The sequence below is a fragment of the Streptomyces aureus genome (assembly GCF_000725495.1).
Lineage (GTDB): Bacteria > Actinomycetota > Actinomycetes > Streptomycetales > Streptomycetaceae > Streptomyces > Streptomyces aureus_B.
In genome coordinates this window covers 23,407-46,623 of the sequence record NZ_JNZD01000038.1, presented here as the reverse complement: position 1 = coordinate 46,623, position 23,217 = coordinate 23,407, and the positions used below count along the sequence as shown (strand labels likewise).

General features: G+C 73.7%; 16 protein-coding genes. 9 read left to right on the top strand and 7 right to left on the bottom strand.

Annotated elements, in window-relative coordinates:
- Positions 1–367: 367 nt before the first annotated feature.
- The 8 genes from IO36_RS33430 (at position 368) to IO36_RS33395 (ending at position 10,364) form a co-directional block, all read left to right on the top strand.
- Positions 368–1,591 carry a ParB/RepB/Spo0J family partition protein gene (locus IO36_RS33430; RefSeq protein WP_037625515.1) on the top strand — a complete coding sequence of 408 codons (1,224 nt, stop codon included), beginning with the start codon at positions 368–370 and terminating at the stop codon, positions 1,589–1,591.
- Positions 1,592–2,280: 689 nt separating this feature from the next.
- A complete protein-coding gene (locus IO36_RS33425; RefSeq protein WP_037625536.1) occupies positions 2,281–2,610 on the top strand; it encodes a 4Fe-4S dicluster-binding protein in 330 nt (109 codons plus the stop codon).
- A complete protein-coding gene (locus tag IO36_RS33420) occupies positions 2,607–4,535 on the top strand; it encodes a hypothetical protein (protein ID WP_037625513.1) in 1,929 nt (642 codons plus the stop codon). Before IO36_RS33425 ends, IO36_RS33420 begins: the two co-directional genes overlap by 4 nt.
- Before the next feature lie 101 nt (positions 4,536–4,636).
- Positions 4,637–6,130 carry a type I glutamate--ammonia ligase gene (locus IO36_RS33415; protein WP_037625512.1) on the top strand — a complete coding sequence of 498 codons (1,494 nt, stop codon included), beginning with the start codon at positions 4,637–4,639 and terminating at the stop codon, positions 6,128–6,130.
- 105 nt (positions 6,131–6,235) lie between these two features.
- On the top strand, positions 6,236–7,522 hold the full coding sequence (gene purB, locus IO36_RS33410; protein WP_078943606.1) for an adenylosuccinate lyase: 1,287 nt from the start codon (positions 6,236–6,238) through the stop codon (positions 7,520–7,522).
- Between the two features lie 79 nt (positions 7,523–7,601).
- Positions 7,602–8,210 carry a GNAT family N-acetyltransferase gene (locus tag IO36_RS33405; RefSeq protein WP_037625509.1) on the top strand — a complete coding sequence of 203 codons (609 nt, stop codon included), beginning with the start codon at positions 7,602–7,604 and terminating at the stop codon, positions 8,208–8,210.
- Positions 8,207–9,250: a C45 family autoproteolytic acyltransferase/hydrolase gene (locus tag IO36_RS33400; protein ID WP_037625507.1), complete on the top strand. Its 1,044-nt coding sequence runs from the start codon at positions 8,207–8,209 to the stop codon at positions 9,248–9,250. The genes IO36_RS33405 and IO36_RS33400 overlap by 4 nt, the downstream gene beginning before the upstream one ends.
- A 187-nt stretch (positions 9,251–9,437) precedes the next feature.
- Positions 9,438–10,364: a response regulator transcription factor gene (locus IO36_RS33395; protein WP_078943605.1), complete on the top strand. Its 927-nt coding sequence runs from the start codon at positions 9,438–9,440 to the stop codon at positions 10,362–10,364.
- 111 nt (positions 10,365–10,475) lie between these two features.
- Here the strand turns inward: IO36_RS33395 and pcaB are convergent, their stop codons facing one another.
- The 4 genes from pcaB to IO36_RS33375 all read right to left on the bottom strand — a co-directional run bounded on the left by pcaB (position 10,476) and on the right by IO36_RS33375 (position 17,325).
- Positions 10,476–11,918, bottom strand: coding sequence for a nitrosuccinate lyase (gene pcaB / locus IO36_RS33390; RefSeq protein ID WP_037625505.1), 1,443 nt, complete (start codon positions 11,916–11,918; stop codon positions 10,476–10,478).
- On the bottom strand, positions 11,915–13,942 hold the full coding sequence (locus IO36_RS33385; RefSeq protein ID WP_425535566.1) for an FAD/NAD(P)-binding protein: 2,028 nt from the start codon (positions 13,940–13,942) through the stop codon (positions 11,915–11,917). The genes pcaB and IO36_RS33385 overlap by 4 nt, the downstream gene beginning before the upstream one ends.
- A gap of 276 nt (positions 13,943–14,218) precedes the next feature.
- Positions 14,219–15,691 carry an FAD-dependent monooxygenase gene (locus IO36_RS33380; protein ID WP_037625502.1) on the bottom strand — a complete coding sequence of 491 codons (1,473 nt, stop codon included), beginning with the start codon at positions 15,689–15,691 and terminating at the stop codon, positions 14,219–14,221.
- 155 nt (positions 15,692–15,846) lie between these two features.
- The gene (locus tag IO36_RS33375) at positions 15,847–17,325 is read right to left on the bottom strand and encodes an FAD-dependent monooxygenase (protein ID WP_037625500.1); all 1,479 of its coding nucleotides are present in this window, start codon (positions 17,323–17,325) and stop codon (positions 15,847–15,849) included.
- A 500-nt stretch (positions 17,326–17,825) separates the two neighbouring features.
- Between IO36_RS33375 and IO36_RS33370 the strand changes: the two genes are divergently transcribed.
- Positions 17,826–18,908, top strand: a complete 1,083-nt coding sequence (locus IO36_RS33370; RefSeq protein WP_078943604.1) for a methyltransferase — start codon at positions 17,826–17,828, stop codon at positions 18,906–18,908.
- A gap of 154 nt (positions 18,909–19,062) precedes the next feature.
- Here IO36_RS33370 and IO36_RS33365 read toward each other — a convergent pair whose 3' ends face one another.
- The 3 genes from IO36_RS33365 to IO36_RS33355 all read right to left on the bottom strand — a co-directional run bounded on the left by IO36_RS33365 (position 19,063) and on the right by IO36_RS33355 (position 23,186).
- Positions 19,063–20,583: an FAD-dependent monooxygenase gene (locus tag IO36_RS33365; protein ID WP_051901141.1), complete on the bottom strand. Its 1,521-nt coding sequence runs from the start codon at positions 20,581–20,583 to the stop codon at positions 19,063–19,065.
- Positions 20,584–20,712: 129 nt separating this feature from the next.
- Positions 20,713–22,239, bottom strand: coding sequence for an FAD-dependent oxidoreductase (locus IO36_RS33360; protein WP_051901140.1), 1,527 nt, complete (start codon positions 22,237–22,239; stop codon positions 20,713–20,715).
- A gap of 2 nt (positions 22,240–22,241) precedes the next feature.
- Positions 22,242–23,186: an aromatase/cyclase gene (locus tag IO36_RS33355; protein WP_037625497.1), complete on the bottom strand. Its 945-nt coding sequence runs from the start codon at positions 23,184–23,186 to the stop codon at positions 22,242–22,244.
- Positions 23,187–23,217 lie beyond the last annotated feature (31 nt).

Below are 23,217 nucleotides of genomic sequence, written 5' to 3'. Positions count from 1 at the left end.
CTCGTCCGGGCTGGTCTCAACCCGGCTGGTGTTGATGGTGGAAGTCCTCTGGGAGCGCTGCTCCCGGGGGCGGCCTGAGCCAGGAATCCCCGTCCTTTGAGGCGGGGAGGATGTCAAGCGAAGGTATGCGGAAGGCATTCGGCTGCCGCGCCGCACGGGCTTGCCGCATGTCCGCCCCATGGTCCGCCGGGATGCTCGCCCTCCGGGCGGCCGGCCTTCATCGCGGTGCTGCCACGGCGAGTGTCCGCTGGTGGGCCGGCCTTCGTCGCCGTGCTGCTTTTCCAGGAAGCCTCGATCCCCCCTCAACTGCAGCTGGAGCCCCTCCTGCGACGCTCATCGGCAGCGGCGGCAGAGAGGAAGTGAAGGAATGGCTCAGAGCAGCGCGCAGGCCATCTTGATCACGAACGCGTTCGGCTCCGTCGGGGCGGAAGACGTCGACGCGTCGGCCGGCAGCGAATTCGATCTGAAGAACCTCGAGCAGCTTCCCGCCCGCGATGTCCTCGTCACCATGTTGTCGGCGGGCATGTTCCTGCGCCAAAGCGGCACGGACGCCGCACACATCCGGCTTCTCGCCGACGCGGCAGGCTCGGTGGAGCTGCCGCCCATCCTGGTTCAGATCGACGGCTACCGCGTCATCGACGGCCTGCACCGGCTGGAGGCCGCCAAGCTGCGCGGCGACAGCAGCATCAGGGCGCGCTTCGTCGACTGCTCGAACTCCGAGGCGCTCGTCATCGCCATGAAGGCGAACGGCTCGCACGGACTGCCGCTGTCGAAGTCCGACCGCATGTCCGGAGCCCAGCGTGTCCTGAGTTCCCACCCGGACTGGTCCGACCGTGCCATCGCCCGCATCACCGGGCTGAGCGCGAAGACGATCGCGTCGCTGCGCGAGAAGTCGGGTGAGGCGACCTCGCTCGACGGCAAGCGCATCGGCGTGGACGGCAGGCGGCGTCCGGTGGGCCCGGGCGAGGGCCGGCTGCGGGCCGCCGAATACATCGCCGCGCACCCGGACGCCCCGCTCCGTCAGGTCGCCCGGGAGACCGACGTCTCGCTCGGCACGGTCCACGACGTGAGCGCCCGGCTGCGGCGCGGCGAAAGCCCCGAGCGCGGCGGCCGCCGGACACCCGACGCGGCGGCGCAGCCCCTGCGATCCGTCCCTCCCGTCCACCCTGTCCAGCCCGTGCAACCCGTCCAACCCGTGCGGTCCGTACGGCTTTCCGGGGAACCTTCGCGGCCCGTGTCGGCGGTTCCCGGCGGCACGGATCGCGACGGCGCGGCCCCTGTGCCGCTGCGGGTGGCACCGGGCATCGACGGCGCGCCGCAGCGCAGGAACCACACCGACGAGATTCCGGCCTGGACGACGGTGGTGGCGAAGATGGCCGCCGATCCCACCATCCGCTACACCGCGGGCGGCCGGGAGTTCCTCCGCTGGATGCAGTTGCACGCCGCCGAGCCGGACGACGGCTGGCGGGAGCTGGTCGACGCGGTTCCGGCCCACTGGCTCGGCGTCATCGCCCCGATCGCCGAGCGCATCGGCAAGGAATGGAGCCTGCTCGCCGAGGGGCTCAAGACCAGGCAGGACTTGATGCCTTGACCTGCGGGCACGCCCGTCACGGTACCGGCGCCGCGGACACCGGCCGAAGGTGGCCCGCGGCCCGGGGCCGGTCGTCTGCACCCTGACGCGGGGTGGCGGACGGGCGCCCGGGGGCCGGCACGAGGATGACCGGGGGCACGGGCCCGGGCCATGCCGGCAGGACCGGCCACTGGGCCGGCCGGCCCGGGCACGGCCGCACCCCCGCGCTTGCGGCGCCGTCACCAGTGACCGTCACGGACATCACGCCGCGCCCCCGACGAGCGGGGTCGGCGGGCCCCGTTCCGCGCCCGCCGCAGGAACCGGCCGGGGGACACTCCGACGCCGGCCGTGAAGCAGTTCGTGAACGAGCCGGGACTGTCGTATCCGATGTGCCCGACCGCGCAGGAATCCCCCGGTGATGCTCATCGAGGTCTTCTCGACCGGCCGCCGGAGGGGCCCAGGCCTCGTGGACGCGGACCGGGGCCGGGAACTGGCCGGGTGCCGTGTACGCATCGCGCGCGGCTTGAGTGACGCCGGCGATCCGGAGCCGTCAGTTCCACGAAACGCTCCTCCCCCGGCGTGACGGCGCCCCGCGTGTGACGCTCCAGCACGCCCCGACCGGGGTTCAGGAGTCGGTCGAGAGGAACCCCGGATGCTCGAGGCGTCCGTTCGATCCGTCATCGACACGACGCCTGAGGGGTCTCATGCCCGTGGAAAGCAACACTCCGTCAGATGTGCCGTCCGGGCGAGACCTGCGGATCGCCACGCGCAGCCGCGCCGACAACTGGACCAAGCCCCCGCGCCGCATCGAGACGTCCGAGTGCATCACCTGCGACAGCTGCCTGCGCGGCTGCCCGGAACAGTTCGGCGCGATCTTCGACCGCGGGCTCGACGTCGTGATCGTCCCCGAGCTGTGCTCGGGCTGTCCCGTCTGTGTCCTGGAGTGCCCGGTCGACTGCATCTACGTCGACGCGGACTGGACGCCCACCGACGACGCGATGTGGAGCCACATCGCACTCACCGGGGAAGGTGTCGCATGACCGCGCCCGTGGACCGCGAAGGCTCCCGTCGAGCCGCCAACTCCCGCAAGCGCCAGAGCCGGCGGCCCAGCCGCCTGGGCCTGGTGGCGGGCGCCACGCCCAAGCCGGACCGGGTACGCGAGGAGGACGCCGGGTTCCCCGGGCTGCTGGCCCGGGTGTGGCAAAAGGCCTCGGCCGCCGCCGACATGCGCGCGGCCCTGGACATCCTGCTCACGCTCGACGGACACGTGCCCGCGGAGGTCCAGGAGGGCGCCCTTCGCACTGCGGACGCCGCCGCCCTGAAGGTCGTCGCCGGTCTGTCCGCGGACGCATGCGAACCGGCCGAAGCCGTCGCGGACCCCGCGGAGCGCACCGTGTTCCTCGGTGAGATCGGCCTGACCACCGGCGGCCGGGTCGTCGTCCGCGTTCCCTCCCGGCAGCCGCTCGCCAAGCAGCACACGCTGGTCGCGGGCGTGCTGCGGGTTCCCTGGACCTCGCGGCACCTGGACGAGTACCGGCGCGAGGTGACGACGGCTCAGGAGCGGTTGGACCGCGACGCGGCCGACAGCCGCCGCTGGCTGGCCGAGCAGGGCAGCGAGGGGCGCGAGGCGCTGCTGGCGCAGATGACCGAGGGCGCGCAGCGCACCGCCCCCTTCATGCTCTACATCGAGGACAGGCAGTACACGAACTTCCGCGACACCAACACGGTCGTGGGCAAGACGCTGTGGCCGGGCCACCCGGACTGCGTGTTCGCCGGCCTGTCCGGCCTGCCGCTGGAGCTGTGGTCGGACCACGACGCCCTGCTGGTCGTGGGCATCAGCCTGCTGATCCGCTCGGCCGGGTACGGCCGCATCGAGGAAGTCAACGGCTCGCAGCTCACCCTGGAGAACGTGGGCCGGCTGCTGGAGCGCACCCGCCGCAGCTACAACGGGGCCCTGGGCGGGGAGAAGATCCCCGCGGCCGGTCCCGACGCCGGCGTCGGGGCGCTGATGGCCCTGGCCGCGGGGCTGGGCGCGCACCGCCCGGAGGTGGCCCGCACCGTCCAGCTGTACCGCGAGATCCACGGCGCCCTGATCCACAAGGTGGAGAAGGTGGCGGCCCCGTACGGCGAGGTGGCCGCGGAGCGGGACCGGCAGGTCACCGGCCATCTGCGTGCCACGCTGCCCGTGGTCGGCGACCGGCTGGCCGGGCTGCGGCTCGCCGACGACGCCGACCCGGCCTGGCTGGCCCGCCCCTACGGCGAGTTCGGCACCGGTCTGGAGGCGGTGGTGTACGAGGCGGTCGCCGCGACCACCGCCGCGTTCGGGGCCGACTTCTCGATGAGCCGCGGCATCCGGTCGCTGCCGAGACTGGTCCGCGCGCTGCGCGCGGAGGCCTGGGACGAGATCAGCGCCTGGGGCATCACGGACTTCTTCTGCTGCGTGGTCCCCGCGCAGGAGGCCCGGCGGCACTACGGCGACTCGCTCGCCACGCTCGCCGACACCGCCTGGGCGATGTCCTCGCGCATGCAGTACAACTCCTGGCACTTCATCGCCGGCAACCTGCCGCGGACCTCGAAGGTCCTGGAGCGCGACCACTTCGTACCGCCCACCATCCCCGACATCGCCCACTTCTCCGACCAGCACCACCACGGGCACGTCAACAACATGGTGCGCTTCACCATCCGCAGCCCCCACTCGGTCGAGGTGTGCGGCCGGCCCTTCAACGGATTCATGGACCTGCGCATCGTCCGCGCCGACGGGGAGCCGTACACCGAGCAGGAGATGCTCGCGGCGCACCAGGTGGCCGCCTTCATCGCCCGGATGACGCAGCAGGCGGCCGCGCTCGCCGAGCAGGGGGAGCAGGCCGATGTGACGGCCTTCGACTCGGCCTGGCACTGGAGGTCCGTCACCGGCACCCCGGTCGGGGGGGCCGCCCCGGAGCCGCCCCGGTCCTGGGCCACCTAGCCGACGCCCCGACGCCCCGTCGGCCGGCCGCCGGCCCGCGGGGACCTCCGACGCCCCTGACACGCCCCCCGTCGACCTCCTGACGAAAGGACGCTCCCGTCATGTATTCCAGATCGTGGTCGGCCCCTGCCACGGAGGGCAGCGTCGGGAGCCACGCGTTCGTCACCGAACACGGACTGTGGGACGACGCCCGCTCGGCGGCCGCCGAGCGGATCGAGGCGGGTCTCGACGGGATCGACCTCGTCCGTCTGGTGTGGGGTGACCCGCACGGCCTGGTGCGCTCCAAGACGCTGACCGCCCGCGCCTTCGGCGGGGTGCTGCGCAACGGCATGAACTACAGCCCCGGCCCGTTCCTGAAGGACACGGCCTGCACCACGGCGGTGGACTACCGGGGCGAGCACGGCATCGGCGTCGAGGAGATCGCCGGCCTGGGCAACTTCGTGCTGGTGCCCGACCCGCTGACCTTCCTGGTGCTGCCCGGCGAGGGGGCGCGCACGGCCTGGGTGATCGGCGACGAGTACCTGCGCGACGGCCGCCCCCACCCGCTGTCCTCGCGGCACGTGCTGCACCGGGTGCTGGAGCGCTACGCCGGCCGCGGGCTGACGCCCGTACTGGGCCTGGAGGTCGAGTGGTACCTGGCGCGGCGCCTGGACGACGAGCCGGGCAACGAGGGGAACGGCTTCGGCCTGCAGGGCCCGGCCCCGCGGGTGGCCGCGATGAACGCGGGCTACCAGTTCAACCTGGACGCCGCGTACGACACGGTCGCCCCGGTCACCGACCCGCTGGCCCTCGCCCTGCTCGGCCTGGGGCTGCCGGTGCGGTCGATGGAGCACGAGATGGGCCCCGGGCAGGTGGAGACCACGTTCGACCCCATGTCGGCGCTGGACACGGCGGACGCGATGCTCTTCTTCCGCGTCTTCACCAAGCGCTGGTGCGCGGCCCGGGGCCTGCACGCCTCGTTCATGTCGCAACCGGCGATCGCCGGGGCGGACCCGAGCGGCTGGCACCTGAACCAGTCCGTCCTGGAGACGGCCACCGGCCGCAACATCTTCAGCGCCGAGGGCCTCTCGGCGGGGCTCTCCCCCACGAGCAAGGCGTACGCCGAGGGCCTGCGGGACTGGCTGCGCGACCTGTTCCTGCTGTCGGTGCCGACTATCAACGGCTACCAGCGCCTGGGCACGCAGCACGCCCTGTCCCCGACCCGGGTGAGCCTGAGCCTGGAGTCGCGCACGGCCATGCTGCGCGTGGTCGGCTCGGGGGCCGGCGCGCACATCGAGAACCGCATCGGCGAGCCGAGCGCGAACCCGTACCTGAACATCGCCGCCCAGCTCTTCGCCGGCCTCGATGGCCTCGACGGGGGCTCGGCCGACGGACCCCACGAGGGCTCGGACACCGTCCCGCAGTCCCTGCGCGAGGCCCTGGAGGCATTCACGGCGGGCCGGGCCGCCCGGCTGCTGGGCGACCCGCTGGCCGCCTGTCTGGCCAGGCTCAAGGAAAGCGAGGTGCGCCGGTACGAGGCCTGGGCCCTGCAGGCCGCCCCGGTGCCGGGCCAGGTCACCGAGTGGGAGCAGCGCGAGTACTTCGCGGCCTTCTGACACCCCGCAACCCCTCCCGCGGGGTGGGCGCGCACCACCACCCCACCGTCCGCCGCCCGCTGGCCGCCCCGCCGGCCACCACCACAACCCGACGAAGGCTGTCCCATGATTCCTCGCTTCACCCTGCCCGAGATGGCGAGCCTCTTCTCGGACGAGTACCGCTACGAGACCTACGTCCGCGTGGAGATCCTCGCGACCGAGGCACAGGTGCGGCTCGGCCGCGTACCCGCCGCGGTCCTCGACGACATGCGCGCGGCCCGGACCCCGCTGCCGTCCCGTGTCGTGGAGATCCAGAAGGAGCGGGACCACGAGGTCATCTCGTTCCTCACGGCCTACACGGAGCAGATGCCGGAGTCCTCGGCCCGCTGGGTGCACCTGGGGATGACCAGCTACGACCTGGTCGACACGGCCCTCGGCTTCACTCTGGCCCAGGCCTGCGACGTCCTGCTGTCCGCCGGGCGGCGGCTGCGCGCGGTGCTGGTCGAGCGGGCCTTTGAGCACTGGGACACCGTGATGGTGGGCCGCACCCACGGCGTGCACGCCGAACCCACCACCTTCGGCCACAAGCTGGGCGGCTACGCGTTCGCCGTCGAGCGGTCCCTGGAGCGGCTGGTGGCCGCCCGCGAGGCCGTCGCGGTGGGCACGGTCTCCGGCGCGGTCGGCACGTACTCGCTCATCGACCCGGCCGTCGAGGAGTACGTGTGCGAGCAGCTGGGCCTGGGCGTGGAGCCCTCCCCCAGCCAGGTCGTGTCCCGCGACCGGCACGCGCAGTTGCTGCAGGCGGTGGCCGCGCTGGGCGCCTGCATCGAGCAGATCGCGCTGGAGCTGCGGCTGTTGCAGCGCACCGAGGTGCGCGAGGTGGAGGAGCAGCGGGTGGAGGCGTACCAGGGCTCCAGCGCCATGCCGCACAAGGCCAACCCGACCGGCAGCGAGCTGCTGTGCGGACTGGCGCGGCTGCTGCGCGGGTACGCGAACATGGCGCTGGAGAACGTGGCGCTGTGGCACGAGCGGGACCTGGCCCACCAGGCGGTGGAGAAGGTGGTGCTGCCCGACGCGATGACCGTGGCGCACTTCCAGACGGTCAAGGCCGCCGAGATCCTGGAGAACCTGCGGATCAATCCGGACCACATGCGCAACTCGCTGGCCGCCACCCACGGCCTGGTGTGCTCCTCGTCGGTGCTGGTGGAGCTGCTGGAGGCGGGCGTCGAACGCGACCAGGCCTACCGGGCGGTGCAGTCGGCGGCCCGCAAGACCGCCGAGTACGGGCAGAACTTCGGCGAGGCGCTGGCCGAGGAGGGCATCGAGACCAGTGCCCGCACGCCCGACGACTTCCTCGTCAATCACGGTGTGGTGCACACCCGGTTGGAGCAGCTTCGCAAGCTGGCTGAGTGATCACCGAGTGCTCTTGGAACGCTCTGCCCGGCCGTCCACATTGACCTTCTGTCCGCAACTCGCCACACGGAGCCCCCTTATGAGCTGGTCCGAGAAAGTCTCCACCACCCTGGAGAACGAGCACGTCCTGCTGACCCCGATCGGCGAGGCCGACCGGGAGGGCGTCCGCGCGGTGGCGCTGGACCCGGAGATCTGGCGCTACTTCACCGTGGTCGTCGGCGACGACACCGACTTCGAGGCGTTCTTCGACTCCAACCTCGCCGAGCACACGGCCGGCCGCCGCGCCGTCTACGTGATCCGGGACAAGCACAGCGGCCGGATCGCGGGCAGCATGAGCCTGCTGAGTTTCGCCGAGAAGGACCGCCGGCTGGAGATCGGGGCCTCCTGGCTGGGCCACGACTTCCGCGGCAAGGGCATCAACCACTGGGCGAAACTGCTGCTGCTCCAGCACGCCTTCGAGGTGCTGGAGGCCGAGCGGGTGGAGTTCAAGACGGACCAGCTCAACGTCCAGGCACGCAAGGGCCTGCGCAACATCGGCGCCACCGAGGAGGGCACCCTGCGCTCCTTCAACTACATGCCGGGCGGCCGCCGCCGCGACGCGGTCTTCTACAGCATCCTGCGCGCCGAGTGGCCGCAGGTGCTCGACGCCCTCTCCCACGGCCCGAAGAAGGCGGCCGCCTCCGCATGAGCGTCGCGTACGTCAAGGCCGTCGGCACCCCGTTCGAGCTGGGGCACGCCCACGGGGCGGCACTCGCCGGCCCGCTGCGGGCGTTCCTCGACGACGGCCTGGCACGGCTGGACCACCTCACCGACAGGCCGCTGACGTTCACCGGGCTGCTGCCGTCGATCTCCGCCTACCGGGCGGCGATCGCGGCGGCGGTCCCGGACCTGGCCGAGGAGGTGGCGGGGCTGGCCGCGGGGGCCGGGATCCGCGAGGACGAGGCGTGGCTGCTGCAGCTGCGCCGCGAGGTGATGGGCTGCACCGGGGTGCCCACCGCCGGGGACTGCACGTCGTACGCGCGCACCGGGTCGGCCGGCCGGCCGGTGCTGGCGCAGACGGTGGACCTCAACGCGGACATCGACAGCCATATCGCGGTGCTGTCGCTGGCCCGGGCGGGGGCGCCGCGCCGGGTGACGGTGCTCAGCTTCGCGGGCCTGCTCGGCTACCTGGGCATGAACAGCGACGGACTGGCCATCGGGCTGAACCTGGTGACCGACGGCCGGTGGCGGCCGGGCATCACCCCCTACCTGGCCATCCGCCACCTGCTGGACGGTGCCGGGAGCGTGGACGAGGCCCTGGAGATGCTGGCCGGGCTCACCCTGTCCAGCTCGCGCAACCTGGTGTTGTGCGACCGGCGGCGCGCGGTGTACGCCGAGATGTGCGGGACCGAGCTGCGGGTGACCGAGCCGGCCGCGCGGGAGGCCGTGCACACCAACCACTACCTGCACGAGGACTTCATCCCGCTCGACCGGCAGTCGGCCCCCGACCGGGTCAACTCCGACGAGCGGCTGGAGGCCGTGGCCAAGGGGCTGGCCGGGCTCGGCCCGCAGGCCGCCCCGGAGGAGCATTTCGGGGTGCTGTCCCGGCCACCGGTCTGCATCGCCGCCCACGGGGACTTCCGCCTGGAGCGGACGGTGGCCTCGGTGGTCATGCTCCCCGGGGCGGGCGAGCTGCACCTGCGGGCGGGCGACCCCAACCACGGCGCCACCGAGGTGTTCGCGGTGTAGGGCCTGTCTGACAATTCGCGTCGCCGGGCAGACGGGAATTGTCAGACAGGCCCTGGGGGGCGGGCGGGCGGGTGGCGGCCGGGCGGACCCTGGAGCGGCCCTGCACCAGGATTCGACCGCGCACCGCTAGCGTCGGCGCGGACGGCGGCCGAACCGGTCCGGCCCCGCTACGACCCCCGGGGGAGGCATGAGTCAGGTTCAGGCGCCGGCACTGCCGGAGCACCAGACGTCCGCTCCACACCCCGAGCACGACGAGCCGGGGGCCCGCGCGCCGGTGCGGGAGGCGTGGCCGCCGCGCCCCGGATCCTCCGGCGCGTGGCCCCCCGTCCAGCACGCGCCCGGCCGCAGGAGCCCCGTCCAGAGCGTGCCCGGGCCGGGCGCCCCCGGTCGGTCGTCGCCCCGTGACGGACTGGGCAGGGCCGCGCCCTGGCCGGCGCCCGCGGTCTTTGGGCGCCGCATCCTGGTCGTGGGCGCCGACGCCGGGGACGGGCTGTCGAACCAGCTGCGCCGGCACGGCCACACCTGCACCGGGGCGGCCCACGGCGGCGCGGCCCTGCAGGCCTACGGCAGCGCCGACCTGGTCCTGCTCGACCTCGAACTGCCCGACCTGGACGGGCTGGAGGTGTGCCGGGCGATCCGGTCGGTCAGCCGGGTGCCGCTGATCATCGTCACCTCCCGCGAGTCCGAGATCGACTGCGTGCTCGGACTCCAGGCGGGCGCGGACGACTACGTCACCAGGCCCTTCGGGATCCGCGAGCTGATGGCCCGGATCGAGGCCGTCATGCGCCGCGTGCAGTGGCAGCCTGCCGCCGCCGCGGGTCCGGCCCAGGAGATCCTGCGGCACGGCCGGCTGTGCATCGACGTGGGCTCCCGCGAGGTGAGCGTCGACGGCGCGCCGGTCACCCTCACGCGCAAGGAGTTCGACCTGCTGTGCCTGCTGGCGCAGCATCCCGACACCGTCGTTTCGCGCAGACAGCTGCTCCAGCAGGTGTGGGGCGACTCCTGGTCGCGCCGCACCGTGGACACCCATGTCAGCAGCGTGCGCGGGAAGCTGGGCGACCCCGGCTGGATCGTCACCGTGCGCGGCGTCGGCTTCCGCCTCGGCACCGTCTGACCCGTTGCCCCCGCCTCCCGTGCCTGCGCACCTGATTCCCGACGGGGCGCGGCCCTGCTGCCGCGGTGTCGCCGGCCCGGTGAACGGGCCGGCGACACCGCGGTGTTGTCCTCAGAGCACGCGGGCGGTACGGCCCGCCGTCTTTCGGGGCGCCGGTGCCGAGCCGGCCAGCGCCCGGTCGACCAGCGGGCCGGCCGTGCCGGTGTAGCCGGCCGGGTCGAGCAGCGCGGTCAGCTCCGCGGGCGTGAGCATCCCCCGCAGCGCGTCGGACTCCGCCAGCACCTCGGCCAGCGGGCGGCCGGTCTTTGCGGCCCGCAGCGACGCCCGGGTCAGCAGTTCCTTCGCGGCCGCCCTGCCCAGCTTCGGGGCGAGCACCGCGGAGACCCGCTCGGAGACGAGCTGCCCGCCGGTGGCCGCCAGGTTGCCAGCCATCCGCTCGGGGTCCACGGTGAGCCCGCGGACCAGTTCCACGGCGGTGTGCGCGGCCCCGCCGGTCAGCCGCAGCGCCTCGCGCAGCGGCTGCCACTCGGCGTGCCAGACCCCCGCCGACCGCTCGTCCTCGTGCGCCAGGCACTGGGCGAGGACGGCGGCCAGCGCCGGGACCTGGAGGGCGGCGGAGCGGATCAGCGTCGACAGGACCGGGTTGCGTTTGTGCGGCATCGCCGAGGAGGCGCCCCGCCCGGCCGCCGCCGGCTCGGCGACCTCGCCGATCTCGGTGCGGGCCAGCACCAGCACGTCGGCGGCGATCTTCCCCAGCGCCCCGGCGGTGTGCGCGAGGGCCGCTCCCAGGTCGGCGACCGGCGTGCGCAGCGCGTGCCAGGGCAGCACCGGTGCGGCCAGCCCGGTCTCGTCCGCGAACGCGGCCACCAGCTCGGCCAGGACGGCCGCCGGGTCGGCGTCGTCGCCCGCGTGCTGGAGGTAGCCGGCCAGCGTGCCGGCCGCGCCGCCCAGGGAGACCGGCAGGCCGCCCTCGGCCGGCCGCTCCAGCCGCTCGATGGATTCCAGGACCAGCTGGCGCCAGCCCGCCGCCTTCAGCCCGAAGGTGGTGGGTACGGCGTGCAGGGCGAGGGTGCGTCCCGCCATCGCCGTGTCCCGGTGGTCGGCCGCCAGGCCGGCGAGGGCGTCGGCCACCGCCCTGAGGTCCGCGACGATCAGCCGCAGGGCCCGGGTCGCCACCAGCATCGCGCCGGTGTCGAAGACGTCCTGGCTGGTGGAGCCGCGGTGCACGTACTCGGCCGCCTGCGGTGAGCGGGCCGCGACCCGGGCGGTGAGCGCCGCGACCAGGCCCACCACCGGATTGGCGGTCTCCCGCGAGGCCAGCGCCAGCTCCCTGGTGTCGAAGTCCGAGGCCCGGGCGGCTGCGGTGATCGCGGCGGCCGCCGCGGGCGGGACCGTGCCGCACCGCGCCTGGGCGCGGGCCAGCGCGGCCTCCGCGTCGAGCATCGCCTGGACCCAGGCCGCGTCGGCGACGGCGGCCTCGACGGGGGTGCCGGCCCGGACCGGGGACAGCAGCCCTGTGTCCGGGCCCACGGGTCGGTCGGCGGCCCGGCTCACGCGACCGCTCCCGCACCCGCGTTGCCGGACAGCGCCCGCCCCGCCGCGACCGCCGGCGCCCCGGGCAGCCGCGGCGCGGGGCGCGGCTCCGGCAGCGTCAGCACCGCCGCCGCGATGGCGTCGGAGTCCTCCAGCGTCACCGAGCCCACGCCCGGCCGGATGCCGGCCGCGGTCACCCAGTGCACGGCTTCGGTGGGCACCCCGTACGCGAACCGTCTGGGGTGCGGCGCCCCCTGCCCGTCGAGCAGGTGGTACGGGCGCTCCGTCACGGCCAGGCCGCCGGTCTCGTAGGACGAGCCGTCCGCGCCCGCGACGCGGTGGGTGCGGGCCTGGCCGGTGCTCAGCAGCCGGTCCATGAGCGGATCGGCGGTGCGCCGCAGGTCGATCTCCGGCAGCCGGGCCTCGATCAGCACCGTGGCCCGCACCCGCAGGCCGGTGATGTCCGGTGAGGTGCCGACGAAGGCCGGGCCCGCGGGGTCGAGGGGGTCGGTGGCCACGTGCAGTCCCGGACCGGTCACGTCGAGGACGCCCGCGTCGATCAGGGCGGCCATCTCCTCGATGCGGGAGGCCGGCGGGCCGATCGACAGGTAGGCGTTGAGCGGCGTGTACCAGCGGTCGAGTTCGTCGCGGTGCGAGTCGGCGTCGAGGCCGCCGTGGTCGATCGCCAGGCGCAGTTCGTTGCGCAGGTCGCGCAGCAGGTCGAGGGCCGCCTTGAACGGGCTGCTGACGTTGCCCTCCCGGGCCCGGCGCACGTCCTCGTCGAGGTAGCCGCGCAGCCAGCCGCGGAAGGAGGCCAGGTCCCGGAAGGTCCGTTCGCCGTACGGCCGGGCGACCGTGTCCCAGTCCCAGCGCTCGTCGTCGCCGATGCCGGCCGCGGTGAGCAGTGCGTCCTCGGCAACGCCCTCACCGGCCCGCAGGAACGCCTGCGCGAAGGCGGCCACCACGGCCGGTTCCGCGCGCTGCGCGAGCAGCGTCTCGTAGTAGACGGTGCGCACTTCCTTGGAGATCAGCGGCCACAGTTCGGTGCCGAAGCGGATCGGCTCCCCGTCCCGCACCCGGGCGCGCAGGGCCGCCACGAAGTCGGTGGTCAGCAGCCGCGGGTGGTAACGGCCGTGCGCGCCCTTCTCGTTCTCGCCGCGCGCCTGGTACGGCACGCCGCGGCGGGAGCCCGCGTACAGCCGCGGCTCGCGGCCCGAGGGGCGGTACACCAGGCGGCCGTCGACGCGCTCGAACAGCCCGCCGCGGGCGTGCGTGAACAGCGCCATGTAGTCGAAGAAGTTCAGGCCCAGACCGCGCAGCAGCACGGTCTCGCCGGGGGCGACGGCGGACAGGTCGACGTCCGCCGGGTTGCCCGGCGCGATGTAGGTCAGCCCGTGCCGGCCGGCGTACGCGGCGAACTCCCGTTCCGCATCGGTCGGCCGCACCTGCACGTGGCCCTGCGCGAGCACCACCGCGCCCAGGCCCGTCAGCCGGGTGCCGTCCTCCAGGAGCACGCTCTGCGCCCCGCCGGGGCCTGTGCCGGGCTCGGCGTCCTCCAGGGCCACGGCGCGCGAGGCGTGCACACGGACGGTGGTGTGCGCGGCCGCGCTCGCGGTCACCCGGCCGAACACCCAGGTCAGGTACTGGCCGTACAAGGCGCGGGTGGGGTAGGTGTCCGGCCCCAGGTCCCGGGCCTCGGCGAGGGTCTCGTCGTCGTAGGGCGTGCCCGCTCCGGGCGTCAGGGCGCTGGGGCCCAGCGCCTTGGCCCACTGGTACAGGCTCGGCCCCTCCTCCAGCGGCCCTTCGACGGCCACACTGGCGTCGGTGTAGACCGTGACCTGGCAGGAGACGGTGTTCATCAGGAGGTGCCGGGACTGGGAGGGCCGCCAGACCCGGCCGGAGCCCGGTGGGTCCGGTTCCACGATGTGCACGGTCAGCTGGTCCCAGCGGGGGGACTTCCGCTCCTGCGCGCAGAGCCGTTCCAGTACGGACAGCCCGCGGGGTCCGGCGCCGACAAGGCACACTTCCATACGTCCGCTAGTCACGAAGCACTCCGCTCAGGAGACGGGGGACGGCTGGACGTCGGGGCCGACGCGTCGGCCCCGACGGTGTGCCTGCCCGGCCTGCCCCGGGGGTCGGGGTGGTGTCCGCCAACGGTCGGTCCCGCCGCTCAACCAGTGCTCGGATCCGGGTGGAAGACCCGTCCTGGACCGGCTCGGGGCGCCTTCCCGGCCGCTCGGGCACGCGTACGGCGCCCCGCGGGGGCACCGCCGCGGGGTGCGGGGGTGCTCCCGGGGGCGCCGGCGGAGTCGTCGGGCGTCTCAGGCGGCGCCGAACCAGCGTTCCAGTGCCTCCTGCAGGCTCGCCTCGTCCGGGGCGGCCCAGGCGATGTAGCCGTCGGGGCGGACCAGCAGCGCATGCGGGGCGTCCTGCATGTCCGCCGCGTCCTGGGCCCAGTCGCCGGTGACCGTGTCGACCCGGTCGCCCCAGCGCGCCGCGGTGGCGCGCAGCGTGTCGGAGTCGGCCGCCGCGGGGGTCACGAACAGCACGCCGCGGGCCGGCTTGAGCAGGTCCCGCACGGTGGCGGGGCTGCCGTCGGTGAGCTTGAGCGGGGTGTCGGGGCGCAGTCGCAGGCCGAGCCGGGGGTGGCTGCCGGGGCCCATGTCGTAGCGGACGTCGAGGCCGGAGACCTGGCCGGCCAGGTGGCGGGCCACCGCGGCGTCCTGGACGAGCTCCTGGATGACCGCGCGCAGCGGCTCCATCTCCTGGCCGGAGAGGTAGAGCTTGGTCTGGGCGCGGGTGTTGCGCATGAGCAGTTCCCCGACCGGGTGCCGCTCGGAGTGGAAGGTGTCGAGCAGGCCCTTTGGTGCCCGGCCGTTGATGGTGGCCGCCAGCTTCCAGCCGAGGTTGACCGCGTCCTGCACGCCCACGCTCATGCCCTGCGCGCCGGCCGGCATGTGGATGTGGGTGGCGTCGCCGGCCAGGAGGATCCGGCCCTTGCGGTACTGGGCGGCCTGGCGGGTGGTGTCGGTGAAGGAGCTGATCCAGCGGACCTCGGCGTCGTGCAGGCGCTCGCCGGTCATGTCCTGCCAGGCGTCGGCGATGGTCTCGAAGGTGAGGCCGCTCTTGTCCTCCGGCGGCCGCAGCGACTCGTTGTGGATGACGATCCGGTGGACGCCGTCCTCCAGGTTGAAGGCCATGACCATGCCGCCGGGCACGCGCTCGCCGATCGGGCGCTGGCGCACGTTCGCGCCGACGATGTCGGCCATGTACATCCCGCGGGTGGGCTCCCAGCCGGGGAAGTCGATGCCGGCGAGCCGGCGGACGATGCTGCGGGCCCCGTCGCAGCCGATCAGGTAGCCGGCGCTCTCCTCGCCGCGGCCGGCGGGGCCCTCGTACTCGACGACGACGCCGTCCTTGTTCTCGCGGAAACCGAGCACCTCGTGTTCGCGGCGGATATCGACGCCCAGCTCCGTCAGCCAGCCCTCGAGGATCTCCTCGGTGCGGTACTGCGGGATGCCGCGGACGCTGAAGTGGTTGTCGTCCAGCTTGGAGAAGTCGATGTGGACCCCGCCGAAGTGGCCCTGGGCCCATTCGACGTCGCCGAAGCGCTCCAGCAGGCCGCGCTGGTCGAAGACCTCGGCCGCGCGCCGGGTGAAGCCCACGCCGCGGGACTCGCCGCTGGGCGCGGGGAGCTTCTCGAGGACGACGACGTCCGCGCCGCCCAGTTTCAGTTCGCCGGCGAGCATCAGCCCGACCGGCCCGGCGCCGACGATGATCGCGCCCTTTGCCATGTCCTACTCCTCAAGCATCAAAGCCGCCGCGCATGGGGCAGCGCCGGGTCGGCGGTGGTCGCGTACGTGTGGCGGGACCCGACGCCCGGCAGGGGGACGGTCGGCTCGGCGAGCGTCCCGCTGCGGGGTGGGGCGGGGGTGTCGTGCGGCGGGCCTCAGGCGGCCGCGGGCGTCCCGAACCAACGGGTGAGGGCGGCTTCGAGGTCGCCGCCCGCCGGCGCCGCCCAGGCGATGTGGCCGTCGGGGCGGACCAGCACGGACTGGGGGGCGCCCGGGTGGCCGGCCTCCTGGTCGGCCCAGGCGCCGGTGATGACGTCCACGCGGCCGGCCCAGCGGGCGGCGAGTTCGGCCGGGCCGCCGTCCTTGTCCGTGACGATGAGCACGCCGCGGCCTGGGTGCAGCAGTTCGGCGACCTTCGTGCGGGTGCCGTCGGCGCGCTCGACGGCTCGGTGCGGGGCCAGCCGCAGCCCCAGCAGGGGGTGTCCCTCGGCGCCCATGTCGTAGGTGATGTGCAGGCCGGAGACGCGGCCCGCGAGCCGCCGGGCGGCCTCGGGCAGGGTGACGAGTTCGCGCACGACGGCGCGCAGTGGCTCCATCTCCTCGCCGGCGAGGTACAGCATCGACATGGAGTGCACGTCGCGCATCAGCTGCTCACCGATCGGGTGGCGCTCGGTGTGGTAGGTGTCGAGCAGGGACTCGGGCGCCCGGTCCCCGAGCACGGCGGCGAGTTTCCAGCCGAGGTTGACGGCGTCCTGGAGACCGACGCTGACGCCTTGGGCGCCGAGCGGGGCGTGGTCGTGGGCGGAGTCGCCGGCGAGGAGGACGCGGCCCTTGCGGTACTGGGCGGCCAGGCCGGTGGCGTTGGTCAGGGCGCACATCCAGGAGGCGGAGGCGCCGTGGATGTCCTCGCCGGTCATGCGCTGCCAGGCGTCGGCGAGTTCCGAGAACTCCAGCTCGCCCTCGCCGTGGTGCGGGCGGACGCCGGGTTCGTGGATGACGATGCGGTCCACACCCGGCTCCAGGGTGACGGACAGCACCATGCCGCCGCCCTCGATGCGCTCGCCGATGGGCCTCATGCGGATGTCCGCGCCGACGACGTCGGCCAGGTACATGCCGCGGGTGGCCTCCTGGCCGGGGAAGTCGATGCCGGCCAGGGTGCGCACGGTGGACTTGCCGCCGTCGCAGCCGATGACGTACGTGCCGGTGGCCTCGGTGTAGCCGTCGGGGCCCTGGAAGCCGAGGACCACGCCGTCCTCGGTCTCGGTCAGGGTGGTCAGGTCGTAGCCGCGGCGCACCTGGACGCCGAGCTCGTCGGCCCAGCGGCCGAGCATGTCCTCGGTGACGGACTGGGCCAGGCCCATGATGCCGAAGTGGCTCTCGTCCAGGAGGGAGAAGTCGATGCGGACACCGCCGTAGTGGCCCTGCTTGCCCCAGCGGATGTCGCCGAGCCTTTCGAGCAGCCCGCGCTGGTCGAGGACCTCCGCGGTACGGCTGGTGAACCCCAGGCCGCGCGACTCGCCGCTGGGGGCGGGCAGCCTGTCGTAGACGACGACGTCCGCGCCGCCCAGCCGCAGCTCACCCGCGAGCATCAGACCGACCGGCCCGGCGCCCACGATGATCGCGCTCTTTGCCATTTTCGATTCCTCCATGCAGACGGTTTGATCCTCAGAAAAGACCAGGGGGGTCGAGGGGCGGTGCAGCGGGACCGCAGGATCGCTCAGGCGATCCTTGAGGTCGGCTTCCCACCCGCGTGAGGCAACTGCCGGTGTGCGGCGGGGCCGCCGCCCAAGCGGTGGAGACGGCGGTCACGCCGGTGGGGGGGCTCGCTACGAACGGACACGGACGGCCTCCAGGAGCGGACTGCGCAACGCGGTGCCGGGCCCAGGATGCCGAGTACCTCGTCCTGGACGAACCGGTCTCCGGCCCGCGTCGAGCGGGCGCCGAGCGGTTCTGGGCCAAGGCCGCCGTCCGGCGGCCGCGGCGAAACTCCTGGGGTGTGCGAGGCGTCCGGCCCGCTCCAGAGACGTACAAGTCGCTTTCCAGGGCGGGTCCATCCCTCCTCCTTACCGTGGCGGGACGGGTCCCTTCCGGCGGTTGGGACGGAGTTCTCGCTCTTGTGTCATGGAGGAACCACATGTCCGCTGTACCGCCCCCCGAAGTCGTCCGCGCCGCGGAGAAGACCCGGGCGGACCTGCACAAGCAGGTCCGGGAGCTGGCCCCGCCCCCGTTCGCCCTGCTCGAACTGGCCATGGGCTCCATGGTGACCCAGGCCCTGTACGCCGCCGCCGAACTGCGCGTGGCCGAGGCGCTGCAGGCCGGTCCGCGACCGGTCGAGGACCTGGCCGCCGAGGTCGGCGCGGACGCCGGGGCACTGGGCCGGGTGCTGCGTCTGCTCGCCTCCCAGGGCGTGTTCACGCGCCAGGACGACGGCCTGTGGGCGCTGACCCCGATGGCCGACGCGCTGCGCGCCGACCACCCGGTGACGATGCGCGACCTGTGCGTGCTGATGGGCCACCCGACGCACTGGGAGGACTGGAACGGTTTCCTGGACTCGGTGCGGACCGGGGAGCCGAGCCTGCCGAAGCGGCGCGGAATGGGCGCCTTCGAATACCTCATGCGCAATCCGGAATACGGCGCGGTGTTCATCGGCGGGATGGGCAACATGTCCGCCACCGAGACCGCACCGGTCGTGGCCGCGTACGACTTCTCGCAGTTCGGCACGGTCCTGGACTTCTGCGGAGCCGACGGCGGGCTGCTGGCCGGCATCCTCAACAGCGCGCCCGACACGAAGGGCATCCTCTCGGACCCGCGCGTCGCCACGAACGGCGCTGCTCAGTTCCTGGCGGCGCAGGGTGTCGCGGACCGGGTGACCCTGGCCGACGGCGACCTGTTCGACCCGATGCCGTCGGGTGCGGACGCCTACGTCCTCAAGCACATCGTGCACGACTGGCCGCAGGAGCAGGCCCTGCAGATCCTGCGCAACGTGCGTGCCGCGATCAAGCCGGGCGGCAAGCTGCTGCTGGTGGAGATGGTGGTCCCCGAGGGTGAGGAGCCGCACTCCGGCAAGCTCGTCGATCTGTGGCTGCTGCTGCTCGTGGGCGGCAAGGAGCGCACCCGGTCGCAGTACGCGGAGCTGGTGGCGCAGGCCGGGTTCAAGCTGGAGCGGGTCGTGGAGACCGCCGCGGCCGTCTCGGTCGTGGAGGCCGTCGCGGTCTGACGCGCCGTTTTCGGGCTGCCCCGGTTCCGTGTTTCCCCCGACACGGAACCGGGGCTTTGCGTATGCCCGTTCCCCGTACGCCGCAGCCCGCATGCAGCAAGCCCCCGCCCCGCCGTGCGAGCGGCGGGGCGGGGGCTGCGGCGCCCCGGGACGGTCAGGCCCAAGCGGCTCCCAGCCACCGCTCCAGCGCGGCCGCGAGCCCTTGCGCGGGCTCGCCGGCCCAGGCCACGTACCCGTCGGGACGCAGCAGCAGCGCGGGGACGCCGGCCAGTACGTCCGGGCCGTCGACCGGCTCGGCGGACACGGTGTGGACGTCGAGGCGGCCCTGCCAGCCGGCTGCCGTACGGCGCGCCCGGCCGTCGTCGGCGAAGTCGAGCAGTACGGCCCGGCCCGGGTGCAGCAGTCGCGCGGTGCGCTGCTCGCCGTCGGCGCCGGCCAGCAGCCGCGCCGGCATGCGTCGGCCGACCAGCGGGTGGGCGTCCTTGCCCGCGCCGAGGTCGTAGCGGATGTCGAGGTGGCTGACCGCTCCGGCCAGGTGCCGCTTGACGTCGTCGTAGCGGACCAGCTCGCCCAGCAGCTCGCGCAGCGGGTCCGACTCCGCGCCGCCGAGGAAGACGATCCCCTGGGCGCGGGTGTTGGCCAGCAGGCGGCGGCCGACCGGCCATCGCTCGGCGTGGTAGGTGTCCAGCAGCGTCGCGGGGGCGTCGCCGCGGACCACGGCGGCCAGCTTCCAGCCGAGGTTGGCCGCGTCCTGCACGCCGGTGCTCAGGCCCTGGCCGCCGGCCGGCAGGTGGATGTGCGCCGCGTCGCCGGCCACGAACACCCGGCCCCGCCGGTACTCGGAGGCCTGGCGGGTGGCGTTGGTGAAGGAGGACACCCAGTCGGCGCCACCGTGCGAGATGTCCTCGCCGGTGATGCTCTGCCAGGCTTTTGCGACCTCCTCGAAGGTGACGGTCCGCTCGCGGTCGTGCGCCGGCCGGCCGTCGGGGCAGACGATGATCCGGTCGACGCCCTCGGCGAGCGGGGCCGCCATCACCATGCCGTTGCTCAGGCGCTCGCCGAGGAACCGCGGCCGCAGCGAGCAGCCGGTGACGTCGGCGAGGTACATGCCCTGGGTGGCGTCGGTGCCCGGGAACGCGAAGCCGGCCGCCTTGCGGACGCGGCTGGAGCCGCCGTCGGCGGCCACCAGGTACGCGGCGCGCAGCCGCTGCCGGTCGCCCTCGGGGGTGCGGACGGTGATCTCGACGTGGTCCTTGTCGAGGAAGCCGTCGGCGAGCGAGACGAACTCCCAGCCGCGCCGGATGTCGGCGCCGAGTTCGGCGGCCCAGTCCTCGAGCACGGCCTCGGTCTGTCCCTGCGGGATGCCGCGGGCGCCGAAGTGGGCGCCCTCAAGGACGGTGAAGTCGAACTGGGCCCCGCCGAAGTGTCCTACGGGGCTGGTGGCGAGGGTCTCGCCCTGGCCGAAGCGGGGCAGCAGCCCGCGCTCGTCGAACACCTCCATGGCGCGGGCGGTGAAGCCCAGGCCGCGGGATTGCCCGGTGGGCGCCGCCAGTTTCTCGATCACGACGACGCGGGCTCCGCCCAGGCGCAGTTCGCCTGCGAGCATCAGTCCGGTCGGGCCGGCGCCGACGACGATGACGTCGGGGTCCGCCACTGTCCCTTCGCTCCCTTGCATGGGCTGTCCTTCCTGACAGTGGGGATCACTGGAGAGTGGGTGTGCGGGTGGGTGTGCGGGTGGGGTGCGGACGTGCGCGTGGGGACGCACTCGTGGGGGGGCGCGTACGGGCTGCCGGTCCGGGGACGCTCAGGGGGCCGGTGGGCGGGGCGGGCCGAACCAGCGGCCGAGCGCCTGGGCCAGCCCGTCCTCGTCGTGGCCGACCCACGCCACGTGGCCGTCGGGCCGTACGAGAACGGCCCCCGGTTCACCGGGGAGCGAGCCGGGCTCCGGGGCGCCGGCGACCGTGGTGACCCGGTCGGCCCAGCCGGCGGGCACCCGTAGGCCGGTCTTGTCCAGGTCGAGCAGCAGACCGCCGCGGGCGCGCAGCAGCTCGGCGGTGCTGCCGAGCTCGCGCCCGCCGGAGCGCACGACGGTGTGCGGCAGCCGGGCGCCGAGCAGCGGGTGTGCGGGGCCGGGCACCGGGTAGCGCACGTCGAGTGCGCTGATCATCCCGGCCAGGTGGGCCCGTACCTCCTCCAGGCCGGTCAGCTCGGCCACCAGTGCGCGCAGCGGTTCCACCTCGGGGCCGCCGAGCAGCAGCAGGGCCTGGGCCTCGATGTTCGCCAGGACCCGGCGGCCGGCGGTGTGCCGCTCCTGGTGGTAGGTGTCGAGGAGGGTGTCGGGAGCCTGTCCGCGCACGGTGAGCGCGAGCTTCCAGCCGAGGTTGAAGGCGTCCTGCAGACCGAGGTTGAGGGCCTGGCCTCCGATCGGCATCTGCCGGTGGGCGGCGTCCCCCGCGAACAGGATGCGCCCGTGCCGGTAGGAGGTGAGCTGGCGGGAGGCGTCGCCGAAGGAGTTCACCCACAGCGGGGTGCCGCCGCTGATGTCCTCTTTCGTGACCCGCTTCCAGGCGGTGGCGACCTCCTCGAACGGGGCGTTCGCGGTGCGCGGGCCGGCCGCCTGGCCGAACTCGTGGACCATGACGCGGGTGACGCCCTTGTCGTTGCGCCAGGCGATGGCCAGCCCCCGCTCCAGGCGCTGGAAACGCCGGTCGGGGATGTCGATGCCCTCGACGTCGGCGCGCAGCAGTTCCCGGCCGGCGTCGTGGCCGGGGAAGTTTGCCCCGGTCAGCCGCCGTACGGTGCTGTCCTCGCCGTCGCAGGCGACCAGGTAGCGGGCGCGCAGCCGCAGGACTCCGTCCCGGCCGAGGGCTTCGGCCTCGACGTACTGGCCGACCTCGCCGGCGGCGACCAGTTCGTGGCCGCACCGGATGTCGACGCCGTGCGAGATCGCCCACTCCTCCAGGACCGCCTCGGTCTTGGTCTGCGGCACCTTCCACTGGCCCGGGTGGGTGCTGGGCCAGGTGAGGTCGAGCGGGAGGCCGCCGAAGTGGCCGCGCGGTTCGTGGGGCGGCGTGCCGATGTCGGGCAGCAGTTCCCGGGCGTCGAGGATCTCCATGGTGCGGGCGTGCAGTGTGGAGGCCCGGGACTCGGTGGAGGGGGCCTTGCGTTTCTCGACCACGACCACGTCCACGCCGCCGCGTGCGAGTTCGGCGGCGAGCATCAGCCCGACGGGGCCGGCGCCGACGACCAGGACCTCGGCGGCGAGCCGGTCCGGGCGGCCCGTGCCGTCCGGTGCCGGCTCGCCGCCGCCTGTTGCAAGGTCGGGCGCCATGCTCAGGAGGCCTTCGACTCGGCGTAGGCCTTCGCGTGCGCGAGGGTGGCGCAGCTGTTGGTGGACAGTGCCGTGTGCACGTAGGCGCGGGCGTCGGCGACGGTGGCTTCGTCTCCGAGGATGCGGGCGATGTTGTGCGTGTTGAGGCTGACGGTGTGCTGCGAGGATGCGGTGGTGCCCTCGTCGGTCTCGGTGAACGTCCACTCGCCGGTGTGCAGGGTCATCAGGGCCGGCAGGGTGACCTGCTTGTAGGCGATCTTGTCGTGGGGGAAGACCACCCGGTACGACTTGGTGGTGTGCACCGAGCCGTCCTTGGCGCGGGTGTCCATCTCCAGCTCCTGCAGGCCCGGGGTGTCCTCCTCGAGGCGCACCACGGCCACGTGCGGGAGCCGCTCGGCCCACAGCTGGGCCTCGTTGATGAAGTCGAACACGTCCTTGGCGGAGCCCGCGACCTGGACGGTGTCGGTGAAGGAGAAGGTCAGTTCCTCGGTCTGCGCGGCGTGCGCCGCCTCGACGTTGACCTTGAGCGCGGCCAGTTCGGAGGTGCTGTTCTTGTCCACCGCCTGTGCGATCCACAGCAGGTCGTGCGCGTCGTCGTTGATGGCGCTGTAGTCGTGCAGCAGCCGGACGCGGGAGGCGGCCTCGCCGAGCGGCTCGATGATCCAGGTACCGCCCATGTGCTTGACGGGCTCGGCGGGGACCTCCTGGCGGAAGGTGATGCGCAGGCCCGCGGGGTCCAGGGTGCGGCGCGAGGTCCAGTTCTTCGGCCGGCCGTTGGCGGTCGCCCAGATCCGGATCTTCTCCTCGGCGCCCCGGTCCTCGATCCGGTCCACGTGGATGGTGGGCGGGAAGATGCGCGGCCAGTTGCCGACGTCCGCGAGCAACTGGTAGACGGCGGCGGCGGGGGCGCCGACGGTGATCTCGTGCTCGACCTCACGCGTGGTCATGGCGGGTTCTCCTCGGGTGGTGTTCGGGGGT